We start from the raw sequence: 16,954 nt of genomic DNA on the forward strand, positions 1-16,954 counted from the left end.
CTTTTTTGTGGGGCGATGGCCGCGTCCTAGCGTGGGCCGCATGACCGTGTATGAATCAATCCTGGACGCAATCGGCGGCACTCCCCTGCTTCGGCTGAAACGGCTGGGCGAAGGTGTCCGGCCCCGCATCTACGCGAAGCTCGAGTTCCAGAACATCGGCGGGAGCGTGAAGGACCGGGCCGCACTTTCCATGATCCGGGCCGCAGAACGGGCCGGTTTGTTGGAGCCCGGCGGGACCGTGGTGGAAGGGACCAGCGGTAACACCGGCATCGGGCTGAGCCTGGTGGCCGCGCAACTGGGCTATCGCTCGGTGATTTTCGCTCCGGCGGCCACGGCAGCTGAAAAGATCCGCCTCCTGCGCGCTTTCGGAGCCGAAGTCCATCTGGTGGCCGATTTCGTTCCGCGATCCGATCCCGGCCACCTGGCCAACCGGGCTGCGGCCTTCGCGGCCTCCACTCCCGGGGCTTGGCTCGCCCTGCAGTACGACAACCCAGCCAACCCGCAAGCCCACGCGGAGAGCACCGGGCCGGAGATCTGGGCCGACACCGCGGGGTCGGTTACGCACTTTGTGGCCAGCGTCGGGACCGGCGGGACCATCAGCGGAACCGGCCGGTACTTGAAGCAGGCCAGCGACGGACTGGTGCAGGTCATCGCCGCTGACCCCGAGCACTCGCGCTATGGAGGGGGCAACGGCTCGCTCAAATACACGGAGGGCGCTGGCCACCCCTTGCACCCTGCGTCGGCGGAAGACATCTGGCCTGAGGCGTTCGACACCGCGTTGGTGGACAAATACATCAGCGTCAGTGATCGCGACGCCATTTTCACCGCCCGCCGTGCCGCCCGGGAGGAAGGACTCCTGATCGGTGCCACCGGCGGGACCGCCCTGGCTGCTGCCTTGAACCTCGCCGAAACCTTGGACGAGGAGCACACCATCGTGGTGGTCCTGCCGGACTCGGGCCGGAACTACCTGTCCACCTATTTCGACGACCACTGGCTCGCCTCGCTCGGCTTCCTGGAACCCACGACGCCGGAAGGAACCATCCGTTCGCTTCTCACCACTGCGCCTGCCGGAGTGCAGCTTTTGGCGAGCGGTATGACGGCAGCGGAGGCCGTCGTCGAACTTCACTCCCGGGGAGTGGCGCCAAACGAGCCGGTGTTCGTTGCGCTGGACCGGGGCCAGAGTTTCGGGACCGTTCACCCGCGCGAAGTAGTGGGAGTGATAACCCTGCGTTCGCTGCGCGGCGTTGAGCCTGCCTCTCTAGCAGTCACCGCTGGTATCCCGTACCGCACGGTTGCCGCGGGACTGCCGGCTTCAGAGGCAGGCGCGGCCGCGGACCCGGATTCCGGTGCTGGTGCAACGCCGGAGGTCATCGCGGTCCTGGTCGACGGCCGAATCGCCGCCACTCTCCCGTAGGTGGCATTGCTTCCTCACCTGCTTTGCCGCCTTGAATGCTCAGAAACAACCGGGAAAGGTTGGATTGGGCGAGGACTGCCCTCAAAGAGGGTCAGGAAGCGTCGGCCAGCACCCGTGCCCGGGCGGCGGCTTGGCCCGCCCGGAGTTCCTCGGCGGACCGGCCCTGATCCCGATGCGCCACTTCCTGCTTCAACTGCGGTATGACGTACTGGCCAAACTCCAGTGCGTCCGGGACGAAGTCGTACCCCCGGAGGCCGAAGATCTCGAAACCGAGGTCATGGTAGTCCAGGATCGCTTGGGTGACGGTGTCGTAGCTGCCCACCAACGCCGTCGCGCTTCCGCCTCCGCCGCCCGCAGCCTTGGCGAGCGCCGTCCAGAGGGCGCGATCGTGCAGGTCAGCACGTTCCGCAGCGGCCAGCAGCCTTTGGGTGCCGGTGGCTTCGGGCTTCTGGTTGTAGTGGCGGACAGGATCAATGACCTCGCCGGCAGACCGTCGCGCCTCGAACGTTCCAAGGATGGCATGCGCCTTCTCCCACGCCAGCTCATCGGTTGCCGCGACGATCGGCCGGAAGGCGATCTGCCAGCGCAAAGGTTCAACCCGCCCCAAAGCAGCGGCCCGCGCAAGGATTTGCTGCTGCTGCGCCGCGGCGTCGGCCAGCGGCTCGCCGAAGAGCGCATAGATGTCAGCTTCGGCGGCGCCTACAGACCAGGCCGCCTCGGAAGATCCACCAAAGGAAATACCCGGCCTCTTCCCGGCAAAGGGCCCCAAACCGGAGGAGAAGTTGTCGAAGCGGTAATGCTCGCTGTCCCAACTGAACGAATCCCCGGACCACGCCCGCCGCACGATCTGCATATACTCCTGCGTCCGGCCGTACCGGGCATCCTTGGCCAGGAAATCGCCCTCACGGGCTTGGTCGGCCTGGCTGCCACCGGTGATGAAGTGCACGGTCAGCCGCCCTTGCGCGATGTGATCCAGCGTCAGGAAGGAGCGGGCGGCAAAAGTCGGGTGGGAAACATTGGGCCGGTGAGCCAACCTCAGCTGGATTCGCTCAGTGTTCGCCGCGACCCACGCCGCGTGGACTGAAGGATCCTGCGTGGTGGAGTTGTACGCGAACAGGACGTGGTCCCAGTTGTTGTCCTCATGGATCCGCGCAATCCTGGCGGCGTACGCGGGGTCAAAGAAAGGTGTGGTGGCAGGGGACGTCTCCGTGGAGTCGTTACCGGCACCCATACCGAGGAATTCGATAGGCATGTTGTGGCTCCTGAAAGTTAGCGGCGAAGGATGCGCTGGGCCAGGAAGTTACCCAGCAACTGCGCGGCTTGGACCATGACGATGATGATCAGGACGGTCACCAGGGTGACTTCCCAGTTGAATTGCTGGTAGCCGTACATAATGGCGAAGTTGCCCAGCCCACCGCCGCCGATGTACCCGGCCATGGCAGACATGTCCACGATCGCGATGATCATGAAGGTGTAGCCCAGGATCAGCGGTGCGAGCGACTCCGGAATCACCACGGACCACAGGATGTGCAGCCTGCTGTCACCCATGGCCCTGGCAGCTTCCACCACGCCCGGGTCTGAGGCCACCAGGTTTTGCTCCACTACCCGGCCAATCACGACGCCGGCCATTAGCGCCATGGGCAGGATGGCCGCCGTCGTGCCAATAGTGGTGCCCATGATGATCAGGGTCAGCGGCGCAATGGCCGTGATGAAGATGATGAACGGGATGGGCCGGATGATGTTCACCAGGAAATTCAGGAACGAGAATACGGCCCTATTGGCAAACAGGTTTCCGGGCCTGGTGGCGTAGAGCGTGACCCCCAGCGCAAGCCCGGCGATGCCGCTGAGCAGGACGGTAATGACCACCATGTAGATGGTCTGTTGGAAGGATTCGCCCAGGACGGGCAGGAGGGTTGTCCAGTCGGTCATGGCTATTCTCCGGCGTTCGCGGGGACGGTGGCTGGGACTTGCGGAACGGCACTGTCGGCGGGGTCCGCCGTCGGCGTTTGGCGTTCGACGGCGGTGACGTCGCCCAGCTCGGCGAGCGCGGCGCCAATCGCGGTTTCGCTGCCCGTGAGTTCGTAGGTGAGTGTGCCCAGGATCTTGTTCTGGATCTCGGTGACACCCCCGAACACCACACTGGAGCCCACGCCATGGCGCGCGAACGTGGCCGCAACCAGAGGGGTGGGCGCTGCCTCGGAGATGCCGATGGACACAAGCTGGCCCGGGTGTGCCGCGGCGAGGCGGCTGACGGTGTCCGCTCCCGGCGTGCCGTGGACGGCCGTGGAGACGAAGCGCTGGGTGGAGTCGCTCTGGGGGTCGGCGAATACGGAGTACGTGGGGCCGGTTTCCACTACCCGGCCGGATTCCATCATCACCACGGTGTCGCAGATTTCGCGGACAACGTGCATCTCGTGGGTGATCACCACAACGGTGGTGCCGAGTTCCTTATTAATGCGGCGGAGCAGTCGGAGGACGTCGCGGGTGGTTTCGGGATCCAGGGCGCTGGTTGCTTCGTCAGCGAGGAGGATGTCCGGGGCGTTTGCCAGCGCACGGGCAATGCCCACGCGTTGCTGCTGTCCGCCGGAGAGACGCCGAGGGTAGGAGCTTGCCTTGTCCGCGATACCCACGAACACAAGAAGCTCCTCCACGCGCGGCTTGATCTTCTCCTTGGGCCACCCTGCCACCTTCAACGGGTAGGCGACGTTTCCGAACACGGTGCGGGACTTCAGGAGATTGAATTGTTGGAAGATCATGCCGATGCCGGCACGGACTTTGCGCAACTGGCCTTCTGGGAGCGAGGAGATGTCCTGGCCCTTGACGAAAACCTGCCCCTCGGTGGGACGTTCCAGGCCGTTGAGAAGGCGGACCAGCGTGGATTTTCCGGCACCGGAATATCCCACAATGCCCACCACCGCGCCTTCTTCAATGTCCAGGGTCACATCGTCCACGGCGCGTACTGGGTCCGGGCGCTGGCCGCGTTGTCCGGGATGGCGTCCTTGGACCGGGAACACTTTGCTGACGCCGCGCAGCGAAATGATCGCGCTCACCGGTGCCTCCTTTTGGGGTTGATTGGATGCCTATTCCAACAGCGCCCCGGCTTCCGAATCGAACCCAATGAACCCGTGTGACCTGCGGTTTCTTTCCTTGACGGTGCGCGTCGGAGTGTTGCGAAGGCGTTCGATTCTCACTGCGCCAACTGCCTAGCGTGAGCCAGGGGAACACCCCGTACTTTCCATTCGCACCAATATCCTTTGTACGGAGAAGCATCATGAAGAACCGCCTGTTAGTGGCCGCCGTCGGCCTGATCGCCGCCCTATCGCTCTCGGCTTGCGGGGGTGCTTCGAGTGGTTCGACACCCGCGGCGAGCACCAAAGTGGTCATTGGCGTCGACGACGGTGCTGAGGAGCACTGGACCTTGCTGAAGAACAAGCTGAAGGATCAGGGCATCGATCTTGAGGTCAAGAACTTCACCGATGGCGCGCAGATCAACACGGCAACCCAGCAGGGCCAGGTGGATATCAACCTGTTCCAGCACTTGAAGTACCTGTCCCAGTTCAACGTCAACAGCAACGGCACCCTGGTTCCGGTGGGCGCTACCGCCGTGTACCCGCTGGCGTTGTACTCGGAAAAGTTCAAATCCGTTGAAGAACTGCCGGCTGATGCCGAGGTTGCCATTCCCAACAACCCCACCAACCAGGCCCGCGCACTGCTGAACCTTCAGACCGCGGGACTGCTGCAGCTCAAGGACGGCGGCAACTCGCTGTCCACGCCTGCCGAGATCACCTCGAGCAAGATCAAGGTTGTCCCGGTGGACAGCAACCAGACGGTCAACGCGCTCAAGGGAACCACGGATGCCGCCGTCGTGAACAACACGCAGGCCCAGAAGGGCGGCTTGGGTGACGAGAAGATCATCTTCAAGGAAGACCTGAACTCAGAAGCCCTGGCTCCCTATATCAACGGCTTCGTAGTAAAGGCAGACCGCAAGGACGATCCCACGTGGAAGAAGATCGTAGACGCCTACCACTCTCCTGAAGTCGAAGCCTCGGTCACCAAGCTCAATGACGGAAATCTCCAGTTCAAGGCTGACTGGACCGCGGCCAAGCTGCAGGAAGTCCTCACCGCTGAAGAATCTGCCATCAAGAAGACCAAATAGCAGTTGAGGGGCAGCGGTCCTGCGCCACAGAGTGCCGCCGCCCCTCAACCTTCCTGACCCCGAAGAGCACCCAAGAGCACCGAAACAGGCCCATGAACCAGACACTCACCCGTGAACGCCAGCAGATCCATTTCTTCGCCTACCTGGTGGGCACCGGCATCCATCTGGCTTCATGGCGCCACGAAACAGCGTTCCCCCGGGCGAGCATCGATTTCGCCCACCAGGTACAGCTCGCCAAAACTGCCGAGGACGCCAAATTCGACGCGATCTTCCTGGGTGACTCCCTCGCAATCGACGAGACGTCCAATCCGGGCATCCTTAACCGCTTCGATCCCATCGGCCTGGTCACGGCGCTTGGCGCGGTTACCAGCCACATCGGCCTGATCGCCACGTCTTCCACGTCCTACGACGAGCCCTTCAACTTTGCCCGCGCAGCCCTTACCGCGGACCACATCAGCGGCGGCCGCGTCGGCTGGAACATCGTCACCACGCGGGACCTCACCAACAGCACGGCCGGCAACTTCAGCGCCGATGAGCACTTCGACCACAGCCTCCGCTACCGCCGCGCTGAAGAGTTCGTGGAGGTTACCAAAGGGCTGTGGAGTTCCTGGGATACGGACGCATTCCTCTACAACAAGGACTCAGGCCGTTTCTTTGACCGCCGTAAACTCAGCCGTCTGGATTACGAAGGCGAGTTTTTCAACGTCGCGGGGCCGCTCAACATCGGGCCCTCCCCCCAGCACTCCCCCTTGCTGGCTCAGGCCGGCACGTCGGTGCCCGGCCAGAAACTGGGGGCGCGCTTCGCCAACGCCCTCTTCGCGAGCCATCCGGACATCCCGCAAGCACGTCAGTACAGGGAATCCATCCGAGCCCAAGCCGCAGCCTTCGGGCGGAATCCCGACGAAATCTACGTCTACCAAGCCATCTCCCCCGTGGTTGCGGACACCCGTGAGGAAGCCCTGGAACGCATCCGGGAATTGGACAACCTCATCACCGACCAGCAGGTCCTGGATTTCCTGCAGGAGTACTTTGCTGACCACCTCGACTTCACCGGGCTGGGAGCCGACGCCACTGTGGCCCAATCCGGCATTCCCTCCATCACGCAGCCAAGGACCGATTTCCGCTCGGCCGGAGAGCAGATCCGTGGCCGCGAAGCTGAGGTGACACTGAAGGATCTCTACTCCATCCTCACGGGCGACAAACGCAACCACGACTTCATCGGTACCCCGCAGCACGTGGCCGACTCGTTGGCACGTTGGCATGCCGAAGGCGCGGCAGATGGTTTCAACCTCATGTTCTCCCTGCTCCCCCAGGATCTGGAGCGCTTCGTCTCGGGGGTCATTCCCCTGCTTCAGGAGCGTGGCCTCGCCCGCCGTGAGTACTCGGGCACCACCTTGAAATCGCACCTCGGACTCGATCCGCAGCTGAAAGGATAACCATGACCACTACGTCGACAGTCGCCGCGGGCACAATAGTGATTCGCGAGGCTCTTGAGGATGAGTACGACGCCGTGGGCCGGCTGACGTACGAAGGTTTCGGCCACCATCTTCCCGGGGCGCATCAACCCGACGAAGAGCGGCTCGGTCTGTTGCTGGATGCCGCCGCGCGGGCTCGCGAAGGTGTGCTGCTGGTAGCCGAGGATCAGGAAACGGGGCGCTTGGTGGGCACGGCAAGCTTGCTTCCCTTCGGCTCCCGATTGAGCCGGCAGGCCTTGGAAGGCGAAGTCGAGCTAAGGCTCCTCGCAGTGTTGCCCGAAGCCCGACGGACCGGACTCGGCCAGAGACTGCTGGACGAATCTGCCCGCTTGGCCGCAGTGCGGGGCGTCGAGCGCGTAGTGCTGGACACCGCCGTCGACAATGAGCCGTCACAACGCCTATACCGCCGGCTTGGCTATGTGCGCCGGGCCGAGCGTGAGAAAGAACGTCCCGCGCCCAAGGTGCAATTGGTGGTGTACACGTTGGACTTGCCGCCCGCCGCTTGACCGGGCCTCGTGCTCGAAAACGATGTTCCAGGCGTAGCGTTTGCTCTCACTTGGCTGCGTGGCAGGACCCCCTGGCCGACGTCGAGGCCGGAGCCACTTTCGATGACGCTCACAGACCGCCAAGAAACCAAGAACGTTGACATACGAGCCACGCTTCTGAGCCCCGGTGTTGCAGTCATACACGCCCCGAAGGATGGGCAGCGGCCGTACCGACACGAAAATTCAGTACTTGGAAGCGTCAAGTCAGGAATTATTGGGCGATGACACCTTGGCCCCGCTCGCTCTGACCTCATGCCACGCGACCAAGTCTCAGCACCTATCCGGAGTAACGCTTCCTATACCGGCAACGCTTCCGCCTCAGGTGTGCTGAGGCGGAATTCTTCGGCGGTGGGTTGTTCGGTGAATTCGACGAGTTCGACGTGGTGTTCTTTCAGTACTTCCAGGACCTGATGCGGGGTGACCCGGAAGAATTCGCGGCGGAGGTTGACCTTGTTAACGCGCTGCTCGGCGAACGTCCGGTGCAGCATTCCCTCGGTGGCGAGGGCATCGTCGGAGTAAAAGAGCGCGTGTACGTCGAATCGGAACGGTACGGACGCATCTCCGAGTTCGTTGACTCTGTCCATGGGCTCCAACCGGCGGGTCATCCCGATCTTGACCATGTTCTCTCCGAAAGCGCCGATGTTGGAGATGACATACACGTAGCCGGCGCGGATGTTCGCGGCACGCCGTTCAACGTCGGCGAGGGCGAGTTCGTCTTCAACGATTTTGGCGCGCATTCGGTCAGCACCTTCGATGTCTCCGTTGGCTATGAGAGCGTCCAGGGTTGCCTGGTGCATGGCCCGTTCCTTGGCGAGCTTTTGCCGGGCGGCGGCGAGTTCCGCTTCGGCTTTCTTCTGCTCACGCAGATCTTCGCGGCGGGCGCGCTCCAGTTCCTTCTCCGCAGCAAGAGCTTGGAGGTGTTCTGCGGCGAGCACCATTTCCTGGATCCGCAGGTGGTGATAGGTCTCGTCGACTCGTAGGTTGATCATGGTGCCTTGGCGTTCGATCTGTTCCTTCGCCTTGGTCAGGCGAGCCGTCGCGGTTGCCAGGTTTCCAGCTTTGACCGTTTTCACGCAGTTCTCGGCTTCAGCGTTATAGGCACGCAGCATGATGGTCGACATCTGGTTCACGAACTTCATGCCCTGCTTCGCGGAGTTGTTGAACGTGAAGTTCGACGTCGCGTGGATGGCCTGCGTTGCCCGGGCCATCTCTTTGTATTGGGCACGGACGGAATCCAGCCTGGCCGCCAAGTGAGCGGAATGTTCTGCTGGGTGGTCAAAGTCGAATACACCGACCTCCTGCAGCGACGCCGAGGCGCGGGCTGTCACCAGCTGGCCTTCTGTTTCGGCAAGTTCAGAACGCAGGGCGTGCAGCTGGGACTGAAGCTGCTGAATTTCTGATGCCCATTCCCGACGTTCATTCTCGGTCGTGCGGCGAAGCTCATCCCGGCTGGCTTCTATCTGGTCGAACTCGAGCAGGCCACGCTCATCCAGGATCCTTTGGAGCCGCTCCACATCAGCGAGGGCGGTCTCGGCTGTCTTCTTGGCACCGAAGAATCCGACCTTGTGCGCACCTCCGGTGCGTCCCTGACTGAGTTCCTGCGGTTGCTGAGAATGTTGCTGAGCCTGGACGGGAACCTGGGGAGTGTTCGGGACAGGTGCGGGCTGTGCGGACTGAACAGGTTGGACGTGATCGGTCCAGCGCATGCCGTCCCAATAGCGGACAAGGGCAGAGTCTTGTGGGTCGGTGTACCAGCCGGCGGGAACGCTCACTAAGGGACCTATCGTCGTCGAAACATGAACTGCTGGGTTCATCACCCAGCAGTTCAGATCAACATGCCTAGCTCCCCCAGCATGATCTTGCCCTACCCTGGCCAGAAAGCTGAACAAGCCACCAAACATTTCGTGCCATCAACGCGAAACTCACGAATATTTCGGGCGGGTCAATGGAATGCGGGCACTTGACTCGTCCCTCGATGTCCAGCTCATTTACCCAACACATGACGGTCCGACACCACAGAACCGGCGCAACTGCCCTCGGCGGAGAGTCGCGGGCCTGAACTAGACTCACGCCCATCACTGTTCCGCACTGGACCCTCGGCCTTATCTGGCCGACCGCCTCGCCTCATCCATACATTCAAAGGCTCTTTGCAGCAACACCGCAGGAGGCAGCGCCAAATACGTGGAGCAATCATGCTGCGCCATAGCCCCCCGCACATGAATAACCAGAAGCATCCTCGCTGTTTGTCAGTCCGATATCCCGCTCATCGCTGGACGGGCCTTCCGCGCAACCAGGGCGCAGACGCGCCGGACCCGTCCCGGTCCCCCAAGTTGCACTCCAGCCCCTACCCCAGCGCCCAGGTCCCCTATCAGAACGGCCGCAAGCCCAAAGAAACAACGCACGCACAAAGGACAAGGACAATGAATCCGCTCACCATCAAGGACCCGGCAGACTTGCTTAGCTTCATCGGACACACCTTGGGGTTCTGGCCGAACGAGAGCCTGGTCTGCATCACCTTGGACAAAGGCAAAGTCGGCGCCACCCTCCGCATCGACCTCCCCCGACACCCCGGAACAGAACTCCCCTACGCCAGGACAGTCAGCAGCTACCTCACTAGCGACACCAGCGCGACGAGCATCGTGTTCGCCCTCTACACCTCAGCCCACTGCGAACCAGGGCAACCCAAACCACACGCAGCCACCATTGCCGCACTCACCGGCGTCCTCGCAGAAAACGGCATCACCATCCGCGACGGCATCTTCGTCAGCGACCATGCCTACTCCCCCTATGACAGCGAACCCGGACAAAACATCAGCCTGCCCATCAGCACCACTGAATACAGCCGCGTCAACGCCGAATTCATCTACCGCGGAAGCACCATCGAACCCACCAACCGGATCATCCTCCCAACGCCGACCCGCGAAGCAGGCCACGCCGCCGCCGTCGAGAACTGCATGAACACCATCCGAGCGCAGGCACCCCATCAAGCCGCGCTACAAGCCAGCCAACTCTGGACGGGCATGCTCGGCAGCAACGACTTCCCGACCGACGAAGACTGCGCCACCCTCATCGCGAACTTCCAGTTCCCTCACATACGAGACCGGCTCATGGCAGACATCCCCGGCATCGACGAACCACCCCAACACATCCTCTTCGCCCAAACCCAGACCAGGCCCAAATGGTCCCGCGTCGAGTGGGCACAACAACTCCTCCTGCACGCCTACACCAGAACCAGCCCACAACACGCCGCCCCCATCCTCACCACCATCGGCTACATCAACTGGTGGGAAGGACGAGGATCCAAAGCACACCAATACATGCAACTCGCCCTCGACACAGACCCCGGATACCGCTTCGCCAGGCTCACCGACCACATGCTCGGAGCCGGGATCATCGCCGGCTGGAACACCAACAAAGACACCGCCTACAAAACCCGGCTAGATATGCCTTAGCGATCAGAGGTTCAACGTATGGCGCACGGGACTGCCCCCGTTTTGTTGACTCCTTGACTCAGTGACCCATGGCTCGTGGAAGGATGTTGACCATGCCCACGACTTTTGCAGCGAAATTCCATCAGTATGTCATTGGTGTCACCCGCACGGGCAGAGCACCGCTGGCGCAGATTGCAAAGGCTTTCGGGCTGTCAGCCATGATACTCAAGCGTTGAGATTGCCATTGCCGAACGTGGTGAGTCGGGATTGAAGCTAGCCATAAAGTCGCGATGCGGTCATCCTATAAGCGGCGTCTCCAGCCAGCAACATTGGTTCGACCCAGGCGGTGTACCCTTCTGCGGCGACATACATCCGCCGCAACTGGAGACCTTCTGCTGCGAGCCAGAGAATTGATGAGTCATGCATTGCATCTTCAACGGTCCCCGTTGCAATCACATGATCATCCCGGCGTATTTGAACGACGGCTCCCTGCAATCGTATCCATTCCGGGTAGTTGTGGAGCGTCACCAGCGTCTCCCTTCGTAGCTTTAGGTCCATTTATGGATGAATGAGCACAAAGGGCGGCCTTGCCCAATCTATATTGAGCGAAGCCGTCCTGCCGCCTGTGCCCTGAGGAGTTCTAGGACGCCTCCGCCGGGATCTGGTCGTACCGCACCGACTTGACGGCTTCCATCACCGACTGCAAAGTTTCGGGTTTTCGACCAGTGATCAGTTGTACGTGGCCTGAAAGTACGGTCTGATAGCCCTCCGCAATCGCGACTTCAGCGGTGACCAACTCATCGCTCGCCCACATGTGGCCGTCGGCGCTGGGCGGCATGGAGGGGTCGTAAGTCCTCGGGATGCCGATTGAATCGAAGAAGGCGAGACGCTCATCAGCGGAAATCGGCTGATAGTCAATGGGTGCGCCATGTATCTCCGACCCGATGCGGGCAATGTCTTCAAAAGTCAAAAGGTCCGGTCCGGTGATTTCGTAGACAGCACCCTCATGCTTTTCTGCGGCGAGCAGTACAGCGGCGGCGCTGCGGGCGACATCAGCTTTGGCGGCCGGCGCCAACCGCCCATGTCCGGTAGCTTGTGCCATAACACCACAGGCCGCCGCTGGAGCGACGAGGATATTGCTGATGATTTCCGAGTACAACGCGTTGCGGAGGAAGGTGTAGGCCATACCGGATTCCCTCAAATCAAGCTCACTTTGATAGTGGTCCCGGGCTGAGAGTGCCGGGTTGGTGGGATGGATACCACCCACAGAGGTGTACACGATGTGACGGACACCGGCATGCTGTGCCGCAGCAATTGCGTTCCTGGTCTCCGCTACCCGCCGGCCAAGGTTAAGTCCACTGATGAGGAACAGGACGTCGCCACCACTGTAGGCCTCGTTGAGGGATTCCGGTTCTTGGTAATCGCCCCGCATGACGCGGATCCCCGGATTCTTGTGTCTGTACAACTTCTCCGGGGTACGCGACACCAGAGTCAATTCGATGTCCGGGTCAGCTGCCAAAAGCAGTTCAGTAACCCTGCGTCCAAGATCTCCCGACGCCCCGCTGATGATAATACGGCCCACTTCAGGCCTCCTTTTGTTCGGTTTCTTGTTCCCGGCCTCTTTGGCGGGAACGGTCCTGCGGGTGGTGCAATGTCAGCCGAGCGGTCCCCAGAACGTCTCCCCGCCATAGGTATCGGACATGGGAGAAAGCGCTTCGGGCCAAACATCGGGATCGACAACGCGTCGTTGCGAAGCTGACCTGACGGAGCCGTCCCATCCCACTTGTTCCATGTAGTAGTACAACTGCATGACGTGGCCGTCGGGATCTACGGCGTGAACCGTGTAATCGACACCAGGGTGGATGTCCTGCGGCAAATCGAGAAGCTTGACTCCGCGCTCTTCGAGATAAGCGCGTGCAGCTTTCAGTTGTTCGTATGAACCAAGCTGAATGCCGAAAGAAAGCAGCGTGGTGTGCTCACTGACCCCGAGTTTCTTCCGGAGTTCCATCGGAAAGAGTCCCAGGCTGTGGTGTTCGGTATTGGTCCTCAGGAAGACCGCACGGTGGCCGTCCACCATCGTCTCCTCGCTCTTTACCAAGCCGAGCCGTTGCGTGTAGAACTCTTCAGCGCCCGCGACGTCCTCGACGAAAATGCTGACCGGTCCAATACGCACTGGCTTAAAGGGTCGCGAAAGGAGAACGCCGCCGACGTCGAACGTTTTGGGCAACTCGTCCACCCAGCGGTAACCACTGGTGAGGTCCACACCCTGCGCTTCAGCATCGGCCAACTCGCTGCTCTCGGACTTCGTCGGCAGCGATGGGTGCTCATTGGCCCACGGCCACAGGACTTCGGGTTTGCTCCGGCCATCCCATCCCACCTGTTCGATCCCGTATTCGAGCTCGTTGGTGTGCCCAGTGGGATCCGGGAAGTACGTGTGCCAGTTGGAGCCCGGATCCCGGCCATACCGTTCGATCTTGTTGCCCAATGACTCGAGCCACAGCCGGGCCTGGACCACTTCGCGGAGGCTGCCAACCTGCCACGTGATCTGGTTGATGGTGAGATCGCCCCTGGCCGGCGAATCCATGTGGTCCACCCAGGCCTTCGGCATCAGGACGAAGGTGTGGTGATCGCTGTTGTGGCGAAGGAAATAGATGTGTTTGTCGGCAAGGCCATCGAGCCACGTGCCTGGATCGTACTTTTCAAGGTTCAAGGCGTCCGCCACGTGGAACCCCAAAAGATCCCTGTAGAAGGCCAACGATGCACCGGTGTCTTCGACGCTGATGCCGAAGTGGTTCAGTCGGCGGATTTTGAAGGGACGGTCATAAAGCACACCGCCAACGTTGTGCTGCTGTTCGCTCATGATGCTCATTTCTTTGTCGTGGTCCTTTGAAAGCTTGGGCTACACCCGGGAAGGGAGGTGATTGGAGTACCTAGGCACTCGGGCTGATGACTTCGTTTCGAATGGTGCCAATAAGGGACGAGGACACCTCCACCACATCGCCGGGTTTCACGAACAAGGCATCCGGGTGCGAGCCATCCGTTTGCTGGCGGCTTGAATCCACCGCGGTTCCCTTGGGTGTGCCGCTGCTGATGAGATCACCCGGGTAGAGGGTGGTGTCCGCTGACAGATGCTGGATGAAGGTGGAGAAGTCGTGAACCATGGACTTGGTATTGCCGCTTTGCCGGATCTCGCCGTTCACCCGGCACTCCAGCGGAATGTCCTGCGGGTCAAGACCCTCGTTGACAACGATCCAGGGTCCGATGGTTGCCGAGGTGTCAAAGTTCTTTGAGTGCATGAAGTCCGGCCCAAAAGAAACGTTGTCCCGGATCGACCAGTCGTTGTGAAGCGTGTATCCCCAGATGTAGGGAAGGGCATCATCCCGGCCGATGTCCCGGCCCTGCTTCCCGACAATGACCGCTACTTCGGCTTCGTAGTCCAGGCGCCGGGTCCTGGCGGGGTAACGTACCGGTTCCCCATCCGCCCCGACTGCCCGGTGATCCTTCAGGAAATACTTGGGTCCGCCTTGAACCAGCCGGTCAAGGACTTCGGCCGTATCATTTCCCGCGCTGTTTTTGCTGGCAGCTTCCATGTGGTCAAAGAAGTTGGCCAGCGCGCAATAGATCCGGGATCCCTGGGCAACCGGAGCGTGCAGGTTCGTCTCAGCGAGGTCAAAGAACAGGGGCTCTCCGTCGCGTCCCCGGTCGTCGGCGGCCTTGGACCACAAATAGTCGACGGCGGATTGCGCGCCTTCGAGTGCCCGGTTTCCTTCGGTGATGAACTCCCCGAGCTCCGCCGGCACTTCTGCGTCGGCCCGGGCCTGCGGCCGCGCCTCCTCGGAGGTTTCGGCAAGATATTTTGCATAGGCGGCATTTGCGTCCACCACCTTGTTTTCCACGATGACGCCCACACGTCGGTGGGGGCCAAAAACAGCAATCTTCATCAGTTCTCCTGGATATTTAGTGTTTTGGTGGTCTGGTGCGTTGTTGGATCCATGCCGGCTCACGTGAGAGGATCGACGCCGACGTCCTCGAAGACGCGCGCGTCTGTTGGGGTGAGGCTGTAGATGGTGAGGCCCTGGATCTTCCCATCCCGGATTGTGAAGAAATCGCCCAGCTTGAGGCTCTTACCGTTGGCATCCAGGTCGATCTCCACAGCTACGTGGTCTCCATGTACCACCGGAGCATGGGGGCTGGGCGTCATTTTTCCGGCGGTGAGTCCGTTGCGGTACATCCGCCTGATGGCATCGGCGCCTTGCAGGGTTCCTGCAGCATTGGTCAGCCGCGCATTCGAAGCAAACAGATCGGCTACGGCTTCTGCGTCCCCGGCCTTCACGCCGTCGAAGTAGGCTGCGACAATTTCGGTTGAGGTAGTCATTTGGTGTTGTCTCCTTCCACTGCAAACCGTTCCGGTTTACGTCGGGTTGGTCTGAGGGTCGGTGTCAGGCGCTGAGGTACTTGGCAGATGCGTAGATCGACTTGTACTCCAAGTACGCGTTGATGCCCTCGGGTCCGAGTTCCCTGCCCACTCCGGAATCCTTGAACCCGCCGAACGGGGCACCGAGGTCCAGCGTGTAGTAGTTCAGTCCTATGGTTCCTGTGCGGACGCGCCGGGCCACAGACAAGGCCCTGTCCTCATCGGCGCTCCACACGGATCCGCCCAGACCGTAGTTGCTGTCGTTTGCCATCCGCACAGCGTCCTCGTCGTCGTCGAACGGGATCAGTGCCATGACCGGCCCAAAGACCTCCTCCCGGGCCAGGCGGTCGCTGTTGGCGACATCGGCAAATACTGTGGGCTCAACGAACCATCCCTTGTCAGCCCCGGCAGGACGGCTTCCCCCCGTTACCAGACGGGCGCTGGAGGCTTTTGCCATATCGATGTAGTCCATCACCCGCGCCAGATGCTCCCTGGTAGCCATGGGCCCCATGGTCACTGTGGGATCCAGCGGGTTTCCTACGTTGTACGAGGCAGCAAAGCTCCCCACCGCCTCTACAACTTCCTCGTAGCGTGAGCGGGCAACGAGAATACGTGACTGGGTGGTACACGTTTGGCTGTTGTTCAGGAAGGACGCGTTGTCTAGTCCGGCCAGCAGGGTGTTGATGTCACCGTCTTCGAGGAAGAGGGCGGCAGACTTGCCTCCCAGTTCAAGGGTGCATCGACGGATCAAGCGACCGCATTCGGCGCCGATGATCCTGCCGGCAGCCGTGGAACCAGTGAAGGCAATCTTGTCCACCAGAGGATGTGACACCAGCGCAGCCCCTGCGTCCCGATCCCCCAGGACAATGTTGAGGACACCGTCAGGCAGTCCTGCAGCCTTGGCCGCATCAGCAAAGACGTAGGAATCCAAGGCGGTTTCCGGAGATGGCTTGAGTACCACCGTGCAACCGGCAGCCAAGGCTGGAGCGATCTTGAACATGGCCAGCGCTTGCGGGAAATTCCATGGTGCGATCGCGCCCACCACACCTACCGGCTCCCTTCGGACAATGGTGGACCCTGCCTGGCTGGTGCGTACTTCTTCCAATGCCAGGTTTTCAATCACGTTGGCGTAGATGTTCAGGAGGGCTCCGGGAGCACCTCCATTCAGCATCTGTGAGAGCCCGATCGGCATGCCGTTCTCCCTGGAAACCAGTTCGGAAGTGCCGGCGGACCGCAGATTCAGCTCATTGGCGAAACGCCGTAGAACCTCAGCCCGTTCCTGTGCCGTCGTCTTGCCCCAGGGCCCTTCGTCGAGGGCCCGCCGGGCTGCCAGGACAGCGGCATCGATATCCGCCTCAGTCCCCATGGCCGCAACCCCAATGACCTCACCTGTAGCTGCCTCCACTTGGTCCCGGAGCAGATCCCCGGCTGGCTTGACCCACACACCATCAATAAAGAAGTGCCTTCGGTCCAGATCATGTTGCTTCTCAACGATGAGGGACATGTGTTCTCCTAGCTA

General features: G+C 61.3%; 15 protein-coding genes and 1 pseudogene. 6 read left to right on the forward strand and 10 right to left on the reverse strand.

Annotated features, from left to right (window positions below; all coding sequences use genetic code 11):
• Window positions 1-40 precede the first annotated feature (40 nt).
• Window positions 41-1,414, forward strand: a complete 1,374-nt coding sequence (locus AC6JA3_RS11835) for a PLP-dependent cysteine synthase family protein (RefSeq protein ID WP_347783453.1) — start codon at window positions 41-43, stop codon at window positions 1,412-1,414.
• 91 nt (window positions 1,415-1,505) lie between these two features.
• Here the strand turns inward: AC6JA3_RS11835 and AC6JA3_RS11840 are convergent, their stop codons facing one another.
• Genes AC6JA3_RS11840 through AC6JA3_RS11850 form a run of 3 tightly spaced genes read right to left on the reverse strand, consistent with a single transcriptional unit; the run spans window position 1,506 to window position 4,464 of the window.
• Entirely contained in the window at window positions 1,506-2,666 is a 1,161-nt protein-coding gene (locus tag AC6JA3_RS11840; protein WP_347783454.1) for an LLM class flavin-dependent oxidoreductase, read from the reverse strand.
• Between the two features lie 17 nt (window positions 2,667-2,683).
• A complete protein-coding gene (locus tag AC6JA3_RS11845; RefSeq protein ID WP_026540442.1) occupies window positions 2,684-3,343 on the reverse strand; it encodes a methionine ABC transporter permease in 660 nt (219 codons plus the stop codon).
• A 2-nt stretch (window positions 3,344-3,345) separates the two neighbouring features.
• Complete coding sequence (locus tag AC6JA3_RS11850) at window positions 3,346-4,464, reverse strand: methionine ABC transporter ATP-binding protein (protein WP_347783455.1); 1,119 nt, start codon at window positions 4,462-4,464, stop codon at window positions 3,346-3,348.
• Window positions 4,465-4,685: 221 nt separating this feature from the next.
• On the opposite strand from AC6JA3_RS11850, the gene AC6JA3_RS11855 reads away from it, so the two are divergent.
• From AC6JA3_RS11855 to AC6JA3_RS11865, 3 genes are all read left to right on the forward strand, one after another.
• Window positions 4,686-5,570 (forward strand): MetQ/NlpA family ABC transporter substrate-binding protein, encoded by an 885-nt coding sequence (locus AC6JA3_RS11855; protein ID WP_347783456.1) that lies wholly within the window; start codon window positions 4,686-4,688, stop codon window positions 5,568-5,570.
• Between the two features lie 92 nt (window positions 5,571-5,662).
• Window positions 5,663-7,006 (forward strand): LLM class flavin-dependent oxidoreductase, encoded by a 1,344-nt coding sequence (locus tag AC6JA3_RS11860; RefSeq protein WP_347783457.1) that lies wholly within the window; start codon window positions 5,663-5,665, stop codon window positions 7,004-7,006.
• A gap of 2 nt (window positions 7,007-7,008) precedes the next feature.
• Window positions 7,009-7,551 carry a GNAT family N-acetyltransferase gene (locus tag AC6JA3_RS11865; protein WP_347783458.1) on the forward strand — a complete coding sequence of 181 codons (543 nt, stop codon included), beginning with the start codon at window positions 7,009-7,011 and terminating at the stop codon, window positions 7,549-7,551.
• A 335-nt stretch (window positions 7,552-7,886) separates the two neighbouring features.
• Here AC6JA3_RS11865 and AC6JA3_RS11870 read toward each other — a convergent pair whose 3' ends face one another.
• Window positions 7,887-9,362: an SNIPE associated domain-containing protein gene (locus AC6JA3_RS11870; protein ID WP_347783459.1), complete on the reverse strand. Its 1,476-nt coding sequence runs from the start codon at window positions 9,360-9,362 to the stop codon at window positions 7,887-7,889.
• Between the two features lie 648 nt (window positions 9,363-10,010).
• On the opposite strand from AC6JA3_RS11870, the gene AC6JA3_RS11875 reads away from it, so the two are divergent.
• Window positions 10,011-11,042 (forward strand): DUF4192 domain-containing protein, encoded by a 1,032-nt coding sequence (locus AC6JA3_RS11875; RefSeq protein ID WP_347783460.1) that lies wholly within the window; start codon window positions 10,011-10,013, stop codon window positions 11,040-11,042.
• A 92-nt stretch (window positions 11,043-11,134) separates the two neighbouring features.
• Window positions 11,135-11,288: pseudogene (locus AC6JA3_RS11880) on the forward strand (IS3 family transposase); the annotation flags it as partial.
• Window positions 11,289-11,294: 6 nt separating this feature from the next.
• On the opposite strand, the gene AC6JA3_RS11885 reads toward AC6JA3_RS11880, so the two are convergent.
• From AC6JA3_RS11885 to AC6JA3_RS11910, 6 genes are all read right to left on the reverse strand, one after another.
• Complete coding sequence (locus AC6JA3_RS11885) at window positions 11,295-11,549, reverse strand: hypothetical protein (protein ID WP_155854579.1); 255 nt, start codon at window positions 11,547-11,549, stop codon at window positions 11,295-11,297.
• A gap of 112 nt (window positions 11,550-11,661) precedes the next feature.
• Window positions 11,662-12,603, reverse strand: coding sequence for an SDR family oxidoreductase (locus AC6JA3_RS11890; RefSeq protein WP_026540436.1), 942 nt, complete (start codon window positions 12,601-12,603; stop codon window positions 11,662-11,664).
• Between the two features lie 72 nt (window positions 12,604-12,675).
• Window positions 12,676-13,881 carry a VOC family protein gene (locus AC6JA3_RS11895; protein ID WP_026540435.1) on the reverse strand — a complete coding sequence of 402 codons (1,206 nt, stop codon included), beginning with the start codon at window positions 13,879-13,881 and terminating at the stop codon, window positions 12,676-12,678.
• 70 nt (window positions 13,882-13,951) lie between these two features.
• Window positions 13,952-14,962: a fumarylacetoacetate hydrolase family protein gene (locus AC6JA3_RS11900; RefSeq protein ID WP_026540434.1), complete on the reverse strand. Its 1,011-nt coding sequence runs from the start codon at window positions 14,960-14,962 to the stop codon at window positions 13,952-13,954.
• Between the two features lie 59 nt (window positions 14,963-15,021).
• Window positions 15,022-15,396 carry a nuclear transport factor 2 family protein gene (locus AC6JA3_RS11905; protein ID WP_026540433.1) on the reverse strand — a complete coding sequence of 125 codons (375 nt, stop codon included), beginning with the start codon at window positions 15,394-15,396 and terminating at the stop codon, window positions 15,022-15,024.
• 64 nt (window positions 15,397-15,460) lie between these two features.
• Window positions 15,461-16,939, reverse strand: a complete 1,479-nt coding sequence (locus AC6JA3_RS11910) for an aldehyde dehydrogenase (RefSeq protein ID WP_026540432.1) — start codon at window positions 16,937-16,939, stop codon at window positions 15,461-15,463.
• Window positions 16,940-16,954 lie beyond the last annotated feature (15 nt).

It is taken from the genome of Arthrobacter sp. TmtSoilC79 (assembly GCF_059739405.1).